The sequence below is a fragment of the Streptomyces sp. NPDC096152 genome (assembly GCF_044763235.1).
Classification (GTDB): Bacteria; Actinomycetota; Actinomycetes; order Streptomycetales; family Streptomycetaceae; genus Streptomyces.
On record NZ_JBIWFW010000007.1, the window covers coordinates 31,406 to 45,427 of the forward strand.

At 72.7% G+C, this 14,022-nt stretch carries 18 protein-coding genes and 1 pseudogene; 13 read left to right on the forward strand and 6 right to left on the reverse strand.

Going from position 1 to position 14,022, the window contains the following annotated elements; genetic code table 11:
- Window positions 1-45: 45 nt before the first annotated feature.
- The 4 genes from ACIQ9G_RS23420 to ACIQ9G_RS23435 form a co-directional block, all read right to left on the reverse strand.
- On the reverse strand, window positions 46-261 hold the full coding sequence (locus ACIQ9G_RS23420) for a hypothetical protein (RefSeq protein ID WP_403612740.1): 216 nt from the start codon (window positions 259-261) through the stop codon (window positions 46-48).
- A gap of 68 nt (window positions 262-329) precedes the next feature.
- Window positions 330-1,472, reverse strand: coding sequence for a S1C family serine protease (locus ACIQ9G_RS23425; RefSeq protein WP_403612742.1), 1,143 nt, complete (start codon window positions 1,470-1,472; stop codon window positions 330-332).
- A gap of 178 nt (window positions 1,473-1,650) precedes the next feature.
- Complete coding sequence (locus ACIQ9G_RS23430) at window positions 1,651-2,673, reverse strand: LacI family DNA-binding transcriptional regulator (RefSeq protein ID WP_392194268.1); 1,023 nt, start codon at window positions 2,671-2,673, stop codon at window positions 1,651-1,653.
- A gap of 341 nt (window positions 2,674-3,014) precedes the next feature.
- Entirely contained in the window at window positions 3,015-3,785 is a 771-nt protein-coding gene (locus tag ACIQ9G_RS23435; RefSeq protein WP_403612744.1) for a winged-helix domain-containing protein, read from the reverse strand.
- A gap of 279 nt (window positions 3,786-4,064) precedes the next feature.
- On the opposite strand from ACIQ9G_RS23435, the pseudogene ACIQ9G_RS23440 reads away from it, so the two are divergent.
- The 8 genes and pseudogenes from ACIQ9G_RS23440 (at window position 4,065) to ACIQ9G_RS23475 (ending at window position 9,448) form a co-directional block, all read left to right on the forward strand.
- Window positions 4,065-4,998, forward strand: a pseudogene (locus ACIQ9G_RS23440) (alpha/beta hydrolase).
- A 38-nt stretch (window positions 4,999-5,036) separates the two neighbouring features.
- Window positions 5,037-5,291: a MoaD/ThiS family protein gene (locus ACIQ9G_RS23445; RefSeq protein ID WP_403612747.1), complete on the forward strand. Its 255-nt coding sequence runs from the start codon at window positions 5,037-5,039 to the stop codon at window positions 5,289-5,291.
- 3 nt (window positions 5,292-5,294) lie between these two features.
- Window positions 5,295-6,575, forward strand: coding sequence for a hypothetical protein (locus ACIQ9G_RS23450; RefSeq protein ID WP_403612749.1), 1,281 nt, complete (start codon window positions 5,295-5,297; stop codon window positions 6,573-6,575).
- Window positions 6,576-6,720: 145 nt separating this feature from the next.
- Window positions 6,721-7,458: a DUF2993 domain-containing protein gene (locus tag ACIQ9G_RS23455; RefSeq protein WP_403612752.1), complete on the forward strand. Its 738-nt coding sequence runs from the start codon at window positions 6,721-6,723 to the stop codon at window positions 7,456-7,458.
- A gap of 205 nt (window positions 7,459-7,663) precedes the next feature.
- Window positions 7,664-7,771, forward strand: coding sequence for an Ms5788A family Cys-rich leader peptide (locus tag ACIQ9G_RS23460; protein WP_351714517.1), 108 nt, complete (start codon window positions 7,664-7,666; stop codon window positions 7,769-7,771).
- A 141-nt stretch (window positions 7,772-7,912) separates the two neighbouring features.
- Window positions 7,913-8,758: a sulfurtransferase gene (locus tag ACIQ9G_RS23465; RefSeq protein ID WP_403612755.1), complete on the forward strand. Its 846-nt coding sequence runs from the start codon at window positions 7,913-7,915 to the stop codon at window positions 8,756-8,758.
- 34 nt (window positions 8,759-8,792) lie between these two features.
- Entirely contained in the window at window positions 8,793-9,080 is a 288-nt protein-coding gene (locus tag ACIQ9G_RS23470) for a DUF1416 domain-containing protein (RefSeq protein ID WP_403612758.1), read from the forward strand.
- A gap of 110 nt (window positions 9,081-9,190) precedes the next feature.
- Window positions 9,191-9,448 (forward strand): DUF3099 domain-containing protein, encoded by a 258-nt coding sequence (locus ACIQ9G_RS23475; RefSeq protein ID WP_356186425.1) that lies wholly within the window; start codon window positions 9,191-9,193, stop codon window positions 9,446-9,448.
- 34 nt (window positions 9,449-9,482) lie between these two features.
- Here the strand turns inward: ACIQ9G_RS23475 and ACIQ9G_RS23480 are convergent, their stop codons facing one another.
- On the reverse strand, window positions 9,483-9,845 hold the full coding sequence (locus ACIQ9G_RS23480) for a DsrE family protein (protein ID WP_403612761.1): 363 nt from the start codon (window positions 9,843-9,845) through the stop codon (window positions 9,483-9,485).
- Between the two features lie 106 nt (window positions 9,846-9,951).
- Here ACIQ9G_RS23480 and ACIQ9G_RS23485 point away from each other — a divergent pair, with 106 nt between their 5' ends.
- From ACIQ9G_RS23485 to ACIQ9G_RS23500, 4 genes are all read left to right on the forward strand, one after another.
- Complete coding sequence (locus ACIQ9G_RS23485; RefSeq protein WP_403612763.1) at window positions 9,952-10,341, forward strand: hypothetical protein; 390 nt, start codon at window positions 9,952-9,954, stop codon at window positions 10,339-10,341.
- Between the two features lie 240 nt (window positions 10,342-10,581).
- Window positions 10,582-11,157, forward strand: coding sequence for an FABP family protein (locus tag ACIQ9G_RS23490; protein ID WP_403612766.1), 576 nt, complete (start codon window positions 10,582-10,584; stop codon window positions 11,155-11,157).
- Between the two features lie 32 nt (window positions 11,158-11,189).
- The gene (locus ACIQ9G_RS23495; RefSeq protein WP_392194259.1) at window positions 11,190-11,627 is read left to right on the forward strand and encodes a Fur family transcriptional regulator; all 438 of its coding nucleotides are present in this window, start codon (window positions 11,190-11,192) and stop codon (window positions 11,625-11,627) included.
- A 10-nt stretch (window positions 11,628-11,637) separates the two neighbouring features.
- Entirely contained in the window at window positions 11,638-12,603 is a 966-nt protein-coding gene (locus ACIQ9G_RS23500; RefSeq protein ID WP_403612768.1) for a YgfZ/GcvT domain-containing protein, read from the forward strand.
- 31 nt (window positions 12,604-12,634) lie between these two features.
- Here ACIQ9G_RS23500 and dtd read toward each other — a convergent pair whose 3' ends face one another.
- The gene (gene dtd, locus ACIQ9G_RS23505) at window positions 12,635-13,060 is read right to left on the reverse strand and encodes a D-aminoacyl-tRNA deacylase (protein WP_403612771.1); all 426 of its coding nucleotides are present in this window, start codon (window positions 13,058-13,060) and stop codon (window positions 12,635-12,637) included.
- Between the two features lie 180 nt (window positions 13,061-13,240).
- On the opposite strand from dtd, the gene ACIQ9G_RS23510 reads away from it, so the two are divergent.
- Window positions 13,241-13,954, forward strand: a complete 714-nt coding sequence (locus tag ACIQ9G_RS23510) for an aerial mycelium formation protein (RefSeq protein ID WP_403612773.1) — start codon at window positions 13,241-13,243, stop codon at window positions 13,952-13,954.
- Window positions 13,955-14,022 lie beyond the last annotated feature (68 nt).

The following is a 14,022-nucleotide window of genomic DNA, read 5'->3' on the forward strand; positions in this document are numbered from 1 at the left end:
TCAGCCTCGCACGTCTCGGGGCCGTGGGGCCGGTGGGCGGGGCGGTCAGCAGTGCACCGCCGTCAGCCGGCGCAGCGGCACCTTGTGGCGGTGGGGGCGGGCGGCCGGGAGACGCAGGCCCATCAGTTGCGGTACGGCGACCTCGGGGACCCGGTTCACCGGGCTGTGCAGCTCCTTCGCGACGGCCAGGCCCAGGTCGACGCCAACGGGGGTGGCGGCGTCGACGGTCTCGGTGGTCTCGTGCACAACCTGCTCGATCATGACGTTCTCCTTCTCGCTCAGGTGCTTCAGGTGCTTCAGGTGCCGTGGTGCTCCGGGCCCGTGGTGCCTCAGGTCCGGGAGCCGGACCGCAGCTCGGCCAGGTCGGCCTTGACGGTGCCGGCCGGGATGGCGAAACCGAGGCCCACGCTGCCGGCGCCGGACGAGTCCGTGCTCGAGGCGGCGGAGTACATGGCGGAGTTGATCCCGATGACGTCGCCGTTCGCGTCGATCAGCGCGCCGCCGGAGTTGCCCGGGTTGAGGGAGGCGTCGGTCTGGATCGCCTTGTAGGTCGTGGTGGAGGACCCGGTGTCGCCGTTGAACTCCCGGCCGCCGAACTCGAACGGCCACTGTCCGCCGCCACCGTCCTGCTGTCCCTGGCCCTCGCCGGTCGAGACGGTCACGTCACGGTCGAGGGCGGAGACGATCCCGCTGGTGACGGTGCCGGTCAGGCCCTCGGGGGAGCCGATGGCGACGACCTGGTCGCCGACCGAGACACCGGCGGAGTCACCCAGGGAGGCCGCCTTCAGACCGGAGGCGCCCTCCAGTTCGACAAGGGCGAGGTCCTTGGAGCTGTCGGTGCCGACGACCCGCGCGCCGTACTGCTTTCCGTCGCTGGTGCGCACCTTGACCGACGAGGCGCCCGCCACCACATGGTTGTTGGTGACGATCTCGCCGCCACTGGTGATGATCACACCGGACCCGGTGGACGAGCCGTTGCCGAGGGTCGCGTTGATCTCGACCACGCTCGGGGTCACCGCCTCGGCGATCGCAGCGATGCTGCCCCGCCGGCCGGCGGGCACGGCGTTGGTGCCGGTGCTGCTCGCGGCTGCGACCGCGTCCTGGCCGGTCAGTTCCTGGAAGGCGTAGGCGGTGCCGCCGCCCACCGCCGCGGCGGCGATCGCCACGGCGGCGAGCAGCGCCGTCGGCCCCTTGGCGCGCTCGCGGGGCGCGGGCGCGGGACCTGACGGAATGGGGGGCGGGAGAGCCGTGCCGCCCCCCTGACCGTCCACGAGCGGACCGCCGTACGTCCCCTGCGCCCCGTGTCCGCCGTCACCCTCGGCGAAAGCGGCCGGGGTCGGCGCGTACGCCGGCCGGGGCGGCCACTCCGGGTGCACGGGAGAGGAGGCGTGCTGCTGGGGATACGCGGACGGCTGGCGCGCGTCACCCTGGGAGGGCTCGTGTGCGCCGCCGCGGCGGATGCTCTCGGTCATGACTATAAAAATGACCCGCGATCATGAGAGGCTCCTGAGTCCCCGCTGAGAAGCCCGACAGAACCTCGTATGCCCGATATAAAGGCGCGTCCGGGGCGCCCTCGGGGATCAGGCCGGGGCGCCCTCAGGGATCAGGCCGGAGCGCTCTCAGGGACCAGGCCGGGGGCCCCGGGCTCGGCTACGCGCAGCCGCAGGAGCTGCGGACGACCAGCCGCGACGGGAACACCTTCAGCCGCTCCCGGCGGGACCCGGCGACCCGGAGGCCGTCGTCCAGGACGAGGTCCACCGCGGCCCGCGCCATCGCCGACCGGTCCGAGGCGACCGTCGTCAGCGGCGGGTCCGCGAGCGCCGCCTCCTTGATGTCGTCGAAGCCGGCCACGGCCAGCTCGCCCGGTACGTCGATGCGCAGCTCGCGCGCGGCCCGCAGCAGGCCGATCGCCTGGTCGTCGGTGGAGCAGAAGACGGCGGGCGGGCGGTCCGGCCCGGAGAGGAACTCCAGGGCGACCCGGTAGGCGTCGTAGCGGTTGTACGGCGCCTCGAAGAGCCGCCCCTCGGTCGGGATGCCCGCCTCGGTCATCGCGCGCCGCCAGCCCTCGACGTGGTCGGAGACGGGGTCGCCGACGGAGGGCGTCTCCGCCGTGCCGCCCATACAGGCGACGTACTCGTAGCCGTGCTCCAGCAGGTGCCGCACGGCGAGCTGCGCGCCCCCCAGGTCGTCGGTGACGACGGCGACGTCGTCCATGGCCTCGGGACGTTCGTGCAGCAGCACCACCCGGGCGTCCCAGGCGTCGATCTCGGCGGCGGCGAGGTCGTTGAGCGCGTGGCTGACCAGGATGAGGCCGGAGACCCGCATCCCGAGGAAGGCCCGCAGATAGTGGACCTCGCGCTCGGCGACGTAGTCGGAGTTGCCGACGAGGACCATCTTTCCGCGCTCGGCGGCGGCCCACTCGACGGCGTGCGCCATCTCCCCGAAGAAGGGCTGGCGGGCATCCGGGACGATCAGGCCTATCAGGTCCGTGCGCCGCGAGGCCATGGCCTGGGCGACCCGGTCGGGCCGGTATCCCAGTTCCTTGATCGCGGCGAGCACACGCTCCCGCGTGGCCGGGGCGACCGGCCGGGGTCCGTTGTTGATGACATAGCTGACCACGGCGGTCGAAGTCCCCGCCAGCCGCGCCACGTCGTCCCGAGTCACCTTGGCCACGCGCGGAGTCTACGCGGATGGACCCGCTCTGGGCAGGGCGTATCGCCCCTTGGATGTGCGGGCGCAATGCCCTGCCCGCGCGCCCGCTAGGACCTGTCCGGCGGATCATGCCGCAGACGCGGGGTCCGGCACGCCCTCCCCCAAGCTCTTCGAGCAGGGGGTACCCCCAGCGGCGTTGTCGTCGGTCGCCGACTTCCCCAAGCTCTCGGCTTCGCTCGAGCAGGGGGGACCCCCATCGCGTCGACTCCCTCCTCCGCCTCGCAGCTGGACGCCCCAGACCCCGCTCACCTGCGCTGATGACGCGCCGTTGCCTCCCTGCGACTTGATCCGCCGGACAGGCCCTATGCCTCGGCCCGTGCCTCCGCAGTGACCGGGGCGGTCGCATCGTCCGCCTTTGGACGGGCCGCCTTGGCCTTCGCCTCGTCGGCGGCACGGTCCACCTTTTCAGGAGTAACGAATCGATAACCGACGTTCCGGACGGTTCCGATCAGCGACTCGTGCTCGGGGCCGAGCTTGGCGCGCAGCCGCCGCACGTGGACGTCTACGGTCCGGGTGCCGCCGAAGTAGTCGTAGCCCCAGACCTCCTGCAGCAGCTGGGCGCGGGTGAAGACCCGGCCCGGGTGCTGCGCGAGGTACTTCAGGAGCTCGAACTCCTTGAAGGTGAGATCCAGCACCCGGCCCTTGAGCTTGGCGCTGTAGGTCGCCTCGTCCACCGACAGGTCGCCGTTGCGGATCTCCATCGGGGAATCGTCGTTGACGATCTGCTGGCGGCCCATGGCGAGCCGCAGCCGGGCCTCGACCTCGGCCGGGCCGGCGGTGTCGAGCAGCACGTCGTCGATGCCCCAGTCGGCGGTGACGGCCGCGAGGCCGCCCTCCGTCACCACGAGGACGAGCGGACAGCCGGGGCCCGTCGAACGCAGCAGCTGGCACAGGCTGCGCACCTGCGGCAGGTCGCGCCGCCCGTCGACCAGGATGACGTCGGCGCCCGGGGTGTCGACCAGTGCGGGCCCCTCCGCCGGGGCCACACGCACGTTGTGCAGCAGCAGGCCGAGGGCGGGAAGCACCTCCGTCGACGGCTGGAGGGCATTGGTCAGGAGCAGCAGAGAACTCATCGCACCCCACCTGCCTGGGTCGTCATACGTCCGTGCACGGTTGGCTCGCCCATGTCGTCTGGTTCCTCCTCGGTCCCGGCGAGGACATCGCGGCACTGCTTCGTACGGTGGTGCGAATCCCGCGCCCCTGGGACCCGCCGCGGCCCCAGGAGGGGGCCACTGTGCGCCCGGCGGCCCGTACACCTGCGGTTTCCCGCGTCGTATACAACGCCTCCCCGAAAGCACAAAAGGACCCGGGGGCTTCACTGCCCGAGTCCTCTTCCCAGCAGAATAGCCGACATGAGCTCGGGTTCGGCAGGTCATGTGGCGCGTTCGTCGATCGTCCCGGAGTCTGAGACGCCTCCACGTGCGCGTGTGAGGACGCTTCTGCACACGGCGGACGGAGTGCCGATCGACGCCGTGTACGAGCCGGGGCCTGTCGTATACGGGCCGGATCCCGTCGTATACGGCTCGCCGTCGTCCGCTCCGTCCGTGCCGTCGTCCGCTCCGTCCGTGCGGTCCTCCGGCGCTCCGGTGTTCGTGATCGCGCACGGTTTCACCGGCGACCTGGACCGGCCGCACGTGCGGCGGGCGGCGCGGGCCCTCGCCCGGCGCGGGGCCGTGGTCACCTTCTCCTTCCGCGGCCACGGTCGCTCCGGCGGGCGGTCCACGGTCGGTGACCGGGAGGTGCTCGACCTGGCGGCGGCGGTGGCGTGGGCGCGGCGGCTCGGGCACACGCGGGTGGCGACCGTCGGCTTCTCGATGGGCGGCTCGGTGGTGCTGCGGCACGCGGCCCTGTGGGGTCCTCGCGGCGGTGCCGGACCCGAGGGGCGCACGGAGGCGCGGACGGATGCGGTGGTCTCGGTGAGCGCTCCGGCCCGCTGGTACTACCGGGGCACGGCGCCCATGCGCCGGCTGCACTGGCTGGTGACGCGCCCCGAGGGCCGGCTGCTGGGCCGCTACGGGGCTGCGCACCCGGATCCACCATCGGGACTGGGACCCGGTCCCGCTGTCCCCCGTCGAGGCGGTCGCCCGGATCGCCCCGACGCCCCTGCTGATCGTGCACGGCGACCGGGACGGCTACTTCCCCCTGGACCACCCCCGGACGCTGGCCGCGGCCGCCGGTGACCACGGCGAGCTCTGGCTGGAGCCCGGCATGGGCCACGCCGAGAACGCGGCCGGCGACGAGCTGCTGCACCGCATCGGGGACTGGGCGGTCGCACAGGCGGGCTAGCCTGAGCCTGTTCATTGCCGAATGACACGAGGGACGGGATGGCAAAGGTCACGGTGCGCTACTGGGCGGCGGCGAAGGCCGCGGCCGGGGTCGCCGAGGAGCCGTACGAGGCGGAGACGCTCGCCGAGGCGCTCGACGCGGTGCGCGAACGCCACCCAGGCGAGCTCGACCGCGTCCTGCGGCGGTGCTCGTTCCTCGTCGACGGAGACCCGGTGGGGACCCGCGGGCATGAGACGGTTCGGCTGATCGAGGGCGGCACGGTCGAGGTGCTCCCCCCGTTCGCAGGAGGGTGAGCGATGACCGATCGGCCGTATGAGGGGTCCCCCGGGGCTTCCCACGAGGGGTACGAGGGATACGACCCGTACGCCCAGCAGCACCAGCAGCACCAGCAGCACCAGCAGGCGTACGGCGGGGCGCAGCCGCAGGGGCAGTACCAGCAGCCGGACGGCGGTCCGCAGGAGCAGTACCAGCAGTCGTACGGCGGTCAGCAGCCGCAGCCGCAGCCGCAGGCGTGGCCCGGGCAGCAGCAGGGGTACGACGACCCGAGGGCCGCCCAGCAGCACACGCAGCAGTGGCAGGGGCAGACCTGGGACACCCAGACGCACGCCACACAGCAGCCGGCCCCCGCGGCGGAGACGGCCCACCTGCCGCCGGTGCGGCACCAGGAGCCGGCGGCGGCCCACGGCGCCCCGGGCGGCGCGGGCCCCACGGCGGCGCCCACCGCCCCGGCCCGGTCCGCCGCCGCGCGCGGCGCGGCGCCAGGGGAGTCCCCGGAGGCGCAGCCCACGTACGGCCCCGCCACCCTCGCCGGCAACACCCGCGTCACCGACGCGCAGCGGGCCCGCGCCGAGGGCCGCTCGCCGATCATCGAACCCGGGATGCAGCCGGCCGCGCTCACCGCGCTCCTCGGCCTGCTGCTGGCCGGGGCGGCGGGGCTCGGCTCCTACGCCCTGCTCGTCCCGCTGGTCGCGCTCCAGGCCGTGACGGCCGCGGGCTGGTTCCGGCTGAACGGCATGTGGCCCGCGCGGCAGGGCATCGCCCTGGGCTTCGCGGGCGCGCTCGCCGCGGACGCGGCGCTGCTGGTTGCGGGCCGGGCGCACGCCCCCGCCGCGATCCTGGGCACGCTCGGCGTGTGGGTCCTGCTCGCCCTCGCCCTGCAACTGCGCTCCCACGCCGACCCGGACGAGCGGATGCACGGCCTGATGGCGACCGTCGCCGCGGCGGCGCTGGCGATCATCGCGACGGGCTACCTCGCCGCCGGGGCCGACGCGGTCGCGGTCGGCGGGGCGGCGGTCGCCGTCGCCGTCCTGGCCCGCGCGCTGCCGCTGCCGACGCCGGTCTCCGTGGTCGTCTCGCTGCTGGCGGCGGCGGGAGCGGGCATCGCGGTCGGGGGGATGACCGGCCTGGGCGCCAGGGGCGCGCTGCTCGGCGCGGGCGCCGCGGTGTGCGCGCTGGCCGGCCACCGGGCCGCGAGCTACGACTACCCCTCGCGCTTCGTGCACTTCACGGCCGGCGTGGCCCTGCCCCTGGCGGCCGCGGCCCCGGCGGTGTGGGTGCTGGGGCGGGCGCTCGGGTAGCGGCCGGGGGCGGCCGTTCCGGCCGGTGGTGCGGGCCGGCCGCCTGTCACAAATGATCGACAGATTCCCGGCCGGTCCCGTCCCGGGGTTTACGCTCGCGCGTGACGGCCATCCGGTCGTCGAGGACCGTCCGGGTTGGGGGAACATGCGCGCGCTGCGAATACTTCTGGTCGTCGTCGTCATCCTGGGCGGGCTGTTCGTGGCGGCCGACCGGCTCGCGGTGCACTTCGCCGAGGGGAAGGCGGCCGACAAGCTGAAGGCCACCGAGAACCTGGACCGCACCCCGGACGTGTCCATCAAGGGCTTCCCCTTCCTCACCCAGGTGGCGAACGGCGAGCTGGACGACGTCCAGGTCGGTATCAAGGACTACGAGGCCGCCACCGGCAAGGGCGGGCAGACGATCCGTATCGACGACCTCGAGGCCGACATGAGGGGCGTCACCTTCTCCGGCGACTACAGCTCCGCCACGGCCGCCACTGCCACCGGCACCGCGACCATCGGCTACGACGAACTGCTGAGGACCGCCAAGTTCCAGCCCACCCGGGTCGCCCCCGGCATCACCGCCCGCGTGGTCGGCCTGTCCGACGGCGGCAACGGCAAGATCAAGGTCGCGGTGGAGGCCACCGTGCTCGGCACCCGGCTGCCCAAGCCGGTCTCGGTGCTCAGCTCCGTCACGGTCCGCGGCAACGAGGTGGGGGTGAAGGCCGACGCCCTGCCCGCGTTCGGCGGCGTGCGGCTCGCCGAGGGCCGGATCCGCGCGATCACCGACTTCCAGCAGGCGATCGACCAGCTGCCCGGCGGCATCCGGCTGGACTCGGTGCGGGCTGCGCGGGACGGCGTCGAGATCACGGTGAAGGGCGCGCACGTCAAGCTCGCCGGGTAGGACCCTTTGCGGTGGACGGTGCCGGGACGGACGTCCGGCAGGTGAGACGGGCCCGTCCGCACCGTAGATGCGCGGACGGCCCGGAGGCCCGGCGGCCGCGCGGCGACGGCTCGGGCGCCGCTCGCGTTTCACATCACGGACGATCGCATCTCACCATGCGACACGCCGGTGACATGTCCGCCCGTACCTCCCTACGATCGAGCCCATGCAGTGTCAGACAAGCGTCCTCCGGTCGCGGGGACAGGCGGATCTCACGAAGCGGCGGGCAGTAGACCTGTGCCGCGTCGCCGCCATGCTCTGTCGCCCCTTCTGAGCGGGAGCTCCGCCTCCCGTATCCCCGGCCCCGCCGTCCGAACCGGGGCCCTCCGCGCGCCGCGTACACAGGCGCCCAGCCGCGTACCCGCGCCCTTCGCACTCGCACGCCCCGCCGTAACTGCCCCGGAGGAGATTGAGCATGAGCCGCAGCGACGTCCTGGTCGACGCCGACTGGGTCCAGGACCACCTGGACGACCCGAGCATCGCCATCGTCGAGGTGGACGAGGACACGTCCGCGTACGACAAGAACCACATCAAGAACGCCATCCGGATCGACTGGACCGACGACCTCCAGGACCCCGTCCGCCGTGACTTCGTCGACCAGGAGGGCTTCGAGAAGCTCCTGTCGGAGAAGGGCATCGCCAACGACCACACGGTGATCCTCTACGGCGGCAACAACAACTGGTTCGCCTCGTACGCCTACTGGTACTTCAAGCTCTACGGCCACGAGAACGTCAAGCTCCTCGACGGCGGCCGCAAGAAGTGGGAACTGGACGCCCGCGAGCTGGTCGACGGCACCGACGTGCCCGAGCGCGCCAGGACCTCGTACAAGGCCAAGCCGCAGGACGCGTCCATCCGCGCCTACCGCGACGACGTCGTGGCGGCCATCGGCAACCAGAACCTGGTCGACGTCCGCTCCCCCGACGAGTTCTCCGGCAAGCTGCTCGCCCCGGCGCACCTGCCGCAGGAGCAGTCGCAGCGCCCGGGCCACGTCCCGACCGCCCGGAACATCCCGTGGTCGAAGAACGCCAACGACGACGGCACCTTCAAGTCGGACGAGGAGCTCAAGGAGCTCTACGCCGGCGAGGACGTGGACCTGGCCAAGGACACCATCGCCTACTGCCGCATCGGTGAGCGCTCCGCGCTGACCTGGTTCGTGCTGCACGAGCTGCTCGAGGTCCCGAACGTCAAGAACTACGACGGCTCCTGGACCGAGTACGGCTCCCTGGTGGGCGTGCCGATCGAGCTCGGCGCCGGCAAGTAAGACCTCTCGACCTATCTGACCTCTGGAGAAGCACATGTGTGGAGCGAAGGCCGGTGGCCCCGACGCCTCGACGATCAAGCCCGGTGAGACGACGATCCAGGGCCACGTGACCCGCGACGGAGAGCCGGTGACGGGCTACGTCCGGCTGCTGGACTCGACCGGCGAGTTCACCGCGGAGGTGCCCACCTCCGCCACCGGCCAGTTCCGGTTCTACGCGGCCGAGGGCACCTGGACCCTGCGGGCCCTCGTCCCCGGCGGCAGCGCCGACCGCACGGTCGTCGCCCAGAAGGGCGGCCTCGCGGAGGTCGCGATCGCGGTCTGATCCGGACTCCGGACGACCGGTACGACGGAGGGCCGCACCCCCCGGGTTGGACGCCTGGGGTGCGGCCCTCCGGCGTGCCCCGCCCCGCCGGGGCGACCTACGCTGGACCCATGTACGCACGACGGCGTCACGTGTACTTCGCCATGATGGGCATCTGCATCACGCTGTTCGTCCTGGCGTGGGGCGTGGTGCGCCTGTGGTCGGTCCCGGCCGCGGTCGCCATGTGCGTGGTGGCCATGGTGATCCCGCCCGTGGCCGCGGTGATCGCCAACCGGCGCGGCCCCGAGGACCGCTGGTGGGACGACCCGTCGGGCGACCCCCAGTCGGACGAGTGGTGGGACGAGCTCGACGGCAAGAAGCGCCACTAGCCGCGCCGGGTACTCCGGGGCGCCCGCCGGTCTCTCAGTAGACGAGCGCCTGCGTCCCGTCCCCCAGAGCCTCCTGCACGAAGACCTGCGCGCCGGCGATCCGCACGCCCTCCAGGACGTCCTTCTCCGTGATCTCGCGGCGGGCCGCGCACTGCGTGCACAGGGTGATGCGCCCGGCCGCCAGGATCGACTCGATCAGGTCGGGCAGCGGGGCCGCGTGCGGCAGCTCGAACTCCGCGGCCCGGCCCGGCAGCGCGAACCACGACGATTCGCCGGTCAGCCACAGCGAGACGTCGACCCCGCTGGCCACCGCCACCGCCGCCACCGTGAACGCCTGCGAGCAGCGCTCGGGGGCGTCCGCCCCGGCCGTCACCTTGATCACGAGCTTCTTCGCCATGGCTGAATCGTAATCACCGCCTCTACAACCACGGGCTTCGGCCAGGGGTCTCCCGTGGAGCGCACGTATGGCATGTGCGCTTCATATTGCTGGGGACGTTGTGGAAGTGCCCGAAGAGGCAGAAAAAGCGGAAGCAGCAGCAGGGGAGGGAGACGGAGAAGCCGCGGGGGCAGCGGGGGGCGCCCGGGTCCCGCGCGGCCGGAGCCGCGGTACCGCGGTTCTGGTCGCCGCGGCGGCCGCGCTCGGCCTCGCCGCCGGCACCTGCGTCGGTGCGCAGACAGCCGTCCACGACGACGCGTTCCCCGACGCGGCGGCGGTCGACGGCATCGCGCGCACCGTGTACGTCGAGCCGAGGCCGTACGGCACCGAGCAGGTGCGCCAGGCCTACCTCTCCGCCGGCGACACCGTCGCGGTGATCACCCAGTCCCGGAAGGGCGGCGCACCGGCCGTGCCGTTCCAGCAGACGGTGACCCTGCAGAGCGAGCTGCTCGGCTGAGCTCCCGCGGGAGCACCTCGTCGAGAGGCCCGGGCCCCGGCCGCGTAAGCTGGGGCCCGGCCCCGTAAGTACCGCACCACGCTCACCGCAAGGAGCACACCCCCGTGGAACTCTTCTACGAAATCCTGCTGGTCCTGGTCTGCGTCGGCGTCCTCGCCTTCGCCGGGCTGACCGTGAAGAAGCTGTACCAGGGCCAGCGCTGACCCCGACCTCCCAGACGGCCACGACGAAGAGCTGCTCATGATCGAGATCCCGTCCGACCTCCACAAGGACCTGGTCCCCCTCGCCTTCCTGCTCGGCAACTGGGCCGGTGCGGGCGTGCACGACTTCCCCGGCGCCGAGAAGTGCAACTTCGGTCAGGAGGTCACGTTCACCCACGACGGGCGGGACTTCCTCGAGTACCACTCGCACACCTGGGTGCTGGACAAGGACGGCAACAAGGTCCGTCCGCTGGAGTCCGAGTCCGGCTTCTGGCGGATCGACAGCGACCGCAGGGTCGAGGTCACGATGACCCGCGACGACGGCGTGATCGAGATCTGGTACGGCGAGATGGCCGACAAGAAGCCGCAGATCGACCTCGCCACCGACACCATGGCGCGCACCGCCGCCGCCCGCCCCTACAGCGGCGGCAAGCGGCTGTACGGCTACGTCAAGAGCGACCTGATGTGGGTCGGCGAGAAGCAGACCCCCGAGGTGGAGCTGCGCCCCTACATGTCCGCCCACCTGAAGAAGGTCGTCACCCCCGAGGAGGTCGAGCGCTGGGCCAAGGCCCTCCCGGACGACCTTCCGGACGACGGGATCGCCTTCTTCAAGTAAGCCCCCGGTCCGGGTCGTCCTAGACTTTCAGTGTGGTGAGCACCGACTGGAAGACGGACCTGCGGCAGCGCGGCTACCGGCTGACCCCGCAGCGGCAACTCGTGCTCGAAGCCGTGGACACCCTGGAGCACGCGACCCCCGACGACATCCTCGGCGAGGTGAGGAAGACGGCGTCGGGGGTCAACATCTCCACCGTGTACCGCACCCTGGAGCTCCTGGAGGAGCTCGGTCTGGTCAGCCACGCCCACCTCGGGCACGGCGCGCCGACCTACCACCTGGCGGACCGGCACCACCACCTCCACCTGGTCTGCCGCGACTGCACCAACGTCATCGAGGCCGACCTGGACGTGGCCGCCGAGTTCACCGCCAAGCTGCGCGGGGAGTTCGGCTTCGAGACCGACATGAAGCACTTCGCGATCTTCGGTCGCTGCCGGGACTGCTCGCTCAAGAGTTCAACTGCCAAGTCTTAGGCTTGTGTCCATGAAGAGCCCCCTGCTGTCCCTGCCCGGCGCCGTCGCCGCCGAGGGCGTCGACGAAGGGGTCGCCGCCCACTACGGCGACCTGTTCCGCGAACAGCGAGCCCTTGCCGACGGCACCGGATTCGTCGACCTCTCCCACCGCGGAGTCGTCACCGTCAGCGGCGCCGACCGGCTGAGCTGGCTGCACCTGCTGCTCACCCAGCACGTCAGCGACCTGCCCGTGGGTGAGGCCACCGAGGCGCTGATCCTTTCCGCGCACGGCCACATCGAGCACGCCCTGTACCTGGTGGACGACGGCGAGACGGTCTGGGCCCATGTGGAGCCCGGCACCCAGGACGCGCTGGTCGCGTACCTGGAGTCGATGAAGTTCTTCTACCGGGTCGAGGTGGCCGACCGGACCGCCGACTTCGCGGTGGTGCACCTGCCCGCCGGCTCGATCGCCGAGGTCCCCGAGGGCGTCGTCGTCCGCGAGACGGCGTACGGGCGTGACCTCTTCCTGCCCCGCGCGGACCTGGAGTCGTACGCGGAGAAGGCCGGCCCGCCCGTCGGGCTGCTCGCCTTCGAGGCCCTGCGCGTGGAGCAGCACCGCCCGCGCCTCGGCTTCGAGACCGACCACCGCACCATCCCGCACGAGCTGGGCTGGATCGGCACGGCCGTGCACCTGCAGAAGGGCTGCTACCGCGGCCAGGAGACCGTGGCCCGGGTGCAGAACCTCGGCAAGCCGCCGCGCCGCCTGGTCTTCCTGCACCTCGACGGCAGCGAGGTGCACCTGCCGGCGCACGGTACCGACGTCCGCCTCGCCGCCGACGGCCCGGACGGCCGCAAGATCGGCTTCGTCACCACCTCCGTGCGCCACCACGAGCTGGGCCCGATCGCGCTCGCCCTGGTCAAGCGGAACGTCCCGGTGGACGCGCCGCTGCTGGCGGGGGACACCGCGGCGGCGCAGGAAGTCGTCGTCGAGCCGTAGCGGCCCGGGCCCCGAAAGCCTCGGGGCCCGCTCACATCTCCAGCAGGACGGTGAACGGGCCGTCGTTCGTCAGCGCCACCCGCATCCGCGCCCCGAACCGGCCCGTCGCCACCGTCGCGCCCAGGGACCGCAGCTGGGCGACCACCTCGTCGACGAGCGGCTCGGCGACCTCGCCGGGGGCGGCCGCGTTCCAGGTGGGGCGGCGGCCCTTGCGGGCGTCGCCGTAGAGGGTGAACTGGCTGATCACCAGGAGCGGGGCGTTCGTGTCGCTGCACGACCTCTCGTCGTGCAGCATGCGGATCGACCAGAGCTTGCGGGCGAGCTGCGCCGCCTTCTCCTTCGTGTCCTCGTGGGTGACCCCGACGAGGACGCACAGCCCCTCGCCCTCGATGGCCCCCACCGTCTCGCCGTCCACGACGACGCTCGCGCCGTCCACCCTCTGCACCACTGCACGCATGGGGACCATCATGCCGGGCGGTCGGTCATGGCCCGCGGCCGGACCGGTCCGGCCATATCGTGCTTCTTTCTGCTCCGTAACCCCCCATCTGGGGCCGATCGGGGGCACTCGGTCACATACTGGCCACTCGGGGTGGCACGATGCTCCCGTACGCGCCGGTCGAGGGGACGGTAGGGGCGCATGAGCACATCGAGTACCGGGCAGCCGCCCGTGGCGGTCTCGCTGGTCCGGGCGGCCGGTGGGGAGACCCACCGGCCGCCCGTGCAGCGCACGGACAGCCCCTGGCTGCCGACGGACCTGCCGGAGCGCGACCTGACCGTGCCCAGTCTGCCGGAGTTGCGCACCCTGCGCCGCCAGGCCCAGCGCGACGAGGCCGACCTGAGCTACGTACGGCGGCTGCTGCAGGGCCGCATCGACATCCTGCGCGCGGAACTGGTCCGGCGCGGACCCGCGCAGCCCGCGCCCGCCGGGACGGCCGGCGCGTGCGGGGCCGGGCAGGCCCCGGGGGTGGGCGGGACGACCGGGGAGAGCGGGGCGCCCGGGCGGTCGTCCGGGGCCGGGTCCGGGCCGGGGTCGGTCGTGGAGCGGCTCGCGGAGATCCTGCGGGACGCGCCCGCCCGGCAGCGTTCCTCCGCGCGGCATGTGACGCTCGGCCCCCCGCACAGCGAGGAGTACCGGCGGCTGGCCGCGGAGATGCTCGGCGAGGTCGAGCTGTCGGACCTCGGCGCCCGCACCGACCTGGAGCTGAACGCGGCGATGGGGCGGCTGGTGCGCTACGAGCAGCAGGTGTCCCGGCGCCGGCAGCGCCTCCAGCGCACGGCCGACGACTGCAGCGCCGAGATCGCCCGCCGGTACCGGGAGGGGGAGGCCCAGGTGGACGATCTGCTCATGTGACGACCTGGTCGGGCGACGCCGGGGACGTGGCGGCCGCGGCGGTCCCGCGGACCGCCCGCCCCCGGTCG

What these genes read in the sequence shown, in the direction of transcription:
- ACIQ9G_RS23420 (WP_403612740.1), bottom strand. Translation starts at nt 261, where the DNA reads ATGATCGAGCAGGTTGTGCACGAGACCACCGAGACCGTCGACGCCGCC.
- ACIQ9G_RS23425 (WP_403612742.1), bottom strand. Translation starts at nt 1,472, where the DNA reads ATGACCGAGAGCATCCGCCGCGGCGGCGCACACGAGCCCTCCCAGGGT.
- ACIQ9G_RS23435 (WP_403612744.1), bottom strand. Translation starts at nt 3,785, where the DNA reads ATGAGTTCTCTGCTGCTCCTGACCAATGCCCTCCAGCCGTCGACGGAG.
- ACIQ9G_RS23445 (WP_403612747.1), top strand. Translation starts at nt 5,037, where the DNA reads ATGGCAAAGGTCACGGTGCGCTACTGGGCGGCGGCGAAGGCCGCGGCC.
- ACIQ9G_RS23450 (WP_403612749.1), top strand. Translation starts at nt 5,295, where the DNA reads ATGACCGATCGGCCGTATGAGGGGTCCCCCGGGGCTTCCCACGAGGGG.
- ACIQ9G_RS23455 (WP_403612752.1), top strand. Translation starts at nt 6,721, where the DNA reads ATGCGCGCGCTGCGAATACTTCTGGTCGTCGTCGTCATCCTGGGCGGG.
- ACIQ9G_RS23460 (WP_351714517.1), top strand. Translation starts at nt 7,664, where the DNA reads ATGCAGTGTCAGACAAGCGTCCTCCGGTCGCGGGGACAGGCGGATCTC.
- ACIQ9G_RS23465 (WP_403612755.1), top strand. Translation starts at nt 7,913, where the DNA reads ATGAGCCGCAGCGACGTCCTGGTCGACGCCGACTGGGTCCAGGACCAC.
- ACIQ9G_RS23470 (WP_403612758.1), top strand. Translation starts at nt 8,793, where the DNA reads ATGTGTGGAGCGAAGGCCGGTGGCCCCGACGCCTCGACGATCAAGCCC.
- ACIQ9G_RS23475 (WP_356186425.1), top strand. Translation starts at nt 9,191, where the DNA reads ATGTACGCACGACGGCGTCACGTGTACTTCGCCATGATGGGCATCTGC.
- ACIQ9G_RS23480 (WP_403612761.1), bottom strand. Translation starts at nt 9,845, where the DNA reads ATGGCGAAGAAGCTCGTGATCAAGGTGACGGCCGGGGCGGACGCCCCC.
- ACIQ9G_RS23490 (WP_403612766.1), top strand. Translation starts at nt 10,582, where the DNA reads ATGATCGAGATCCCGTCCGACCTCCACAAGGACCTGGTCCCCCTCGCC.
- ACIQ9G_RS23500 (WP_403612768.1), top strand. Translation starts at nt 11,638, where the DNA reads ATGAAGAGCCCCCTGCTGTCCCTGCCCGGCGCCGTCGCCGCCGAGGGC.
- dtd (WP_403612771.1), bottom strand. Translation starts at nt 13,060, where the DNA reads ATGCGTGCAGTGGTGCAGAGGGTGGACGGCGCGAGCGTCGTCGTGGAC.
- ACIQ9G_RS23510 (WP_403612773.1), top strand. Translation starts at nt 13,241, where the DNA reads ATGAGCACATCGAGTACCGGGCAGCCGCCCGTGGCGGTCTCGCTGGTC.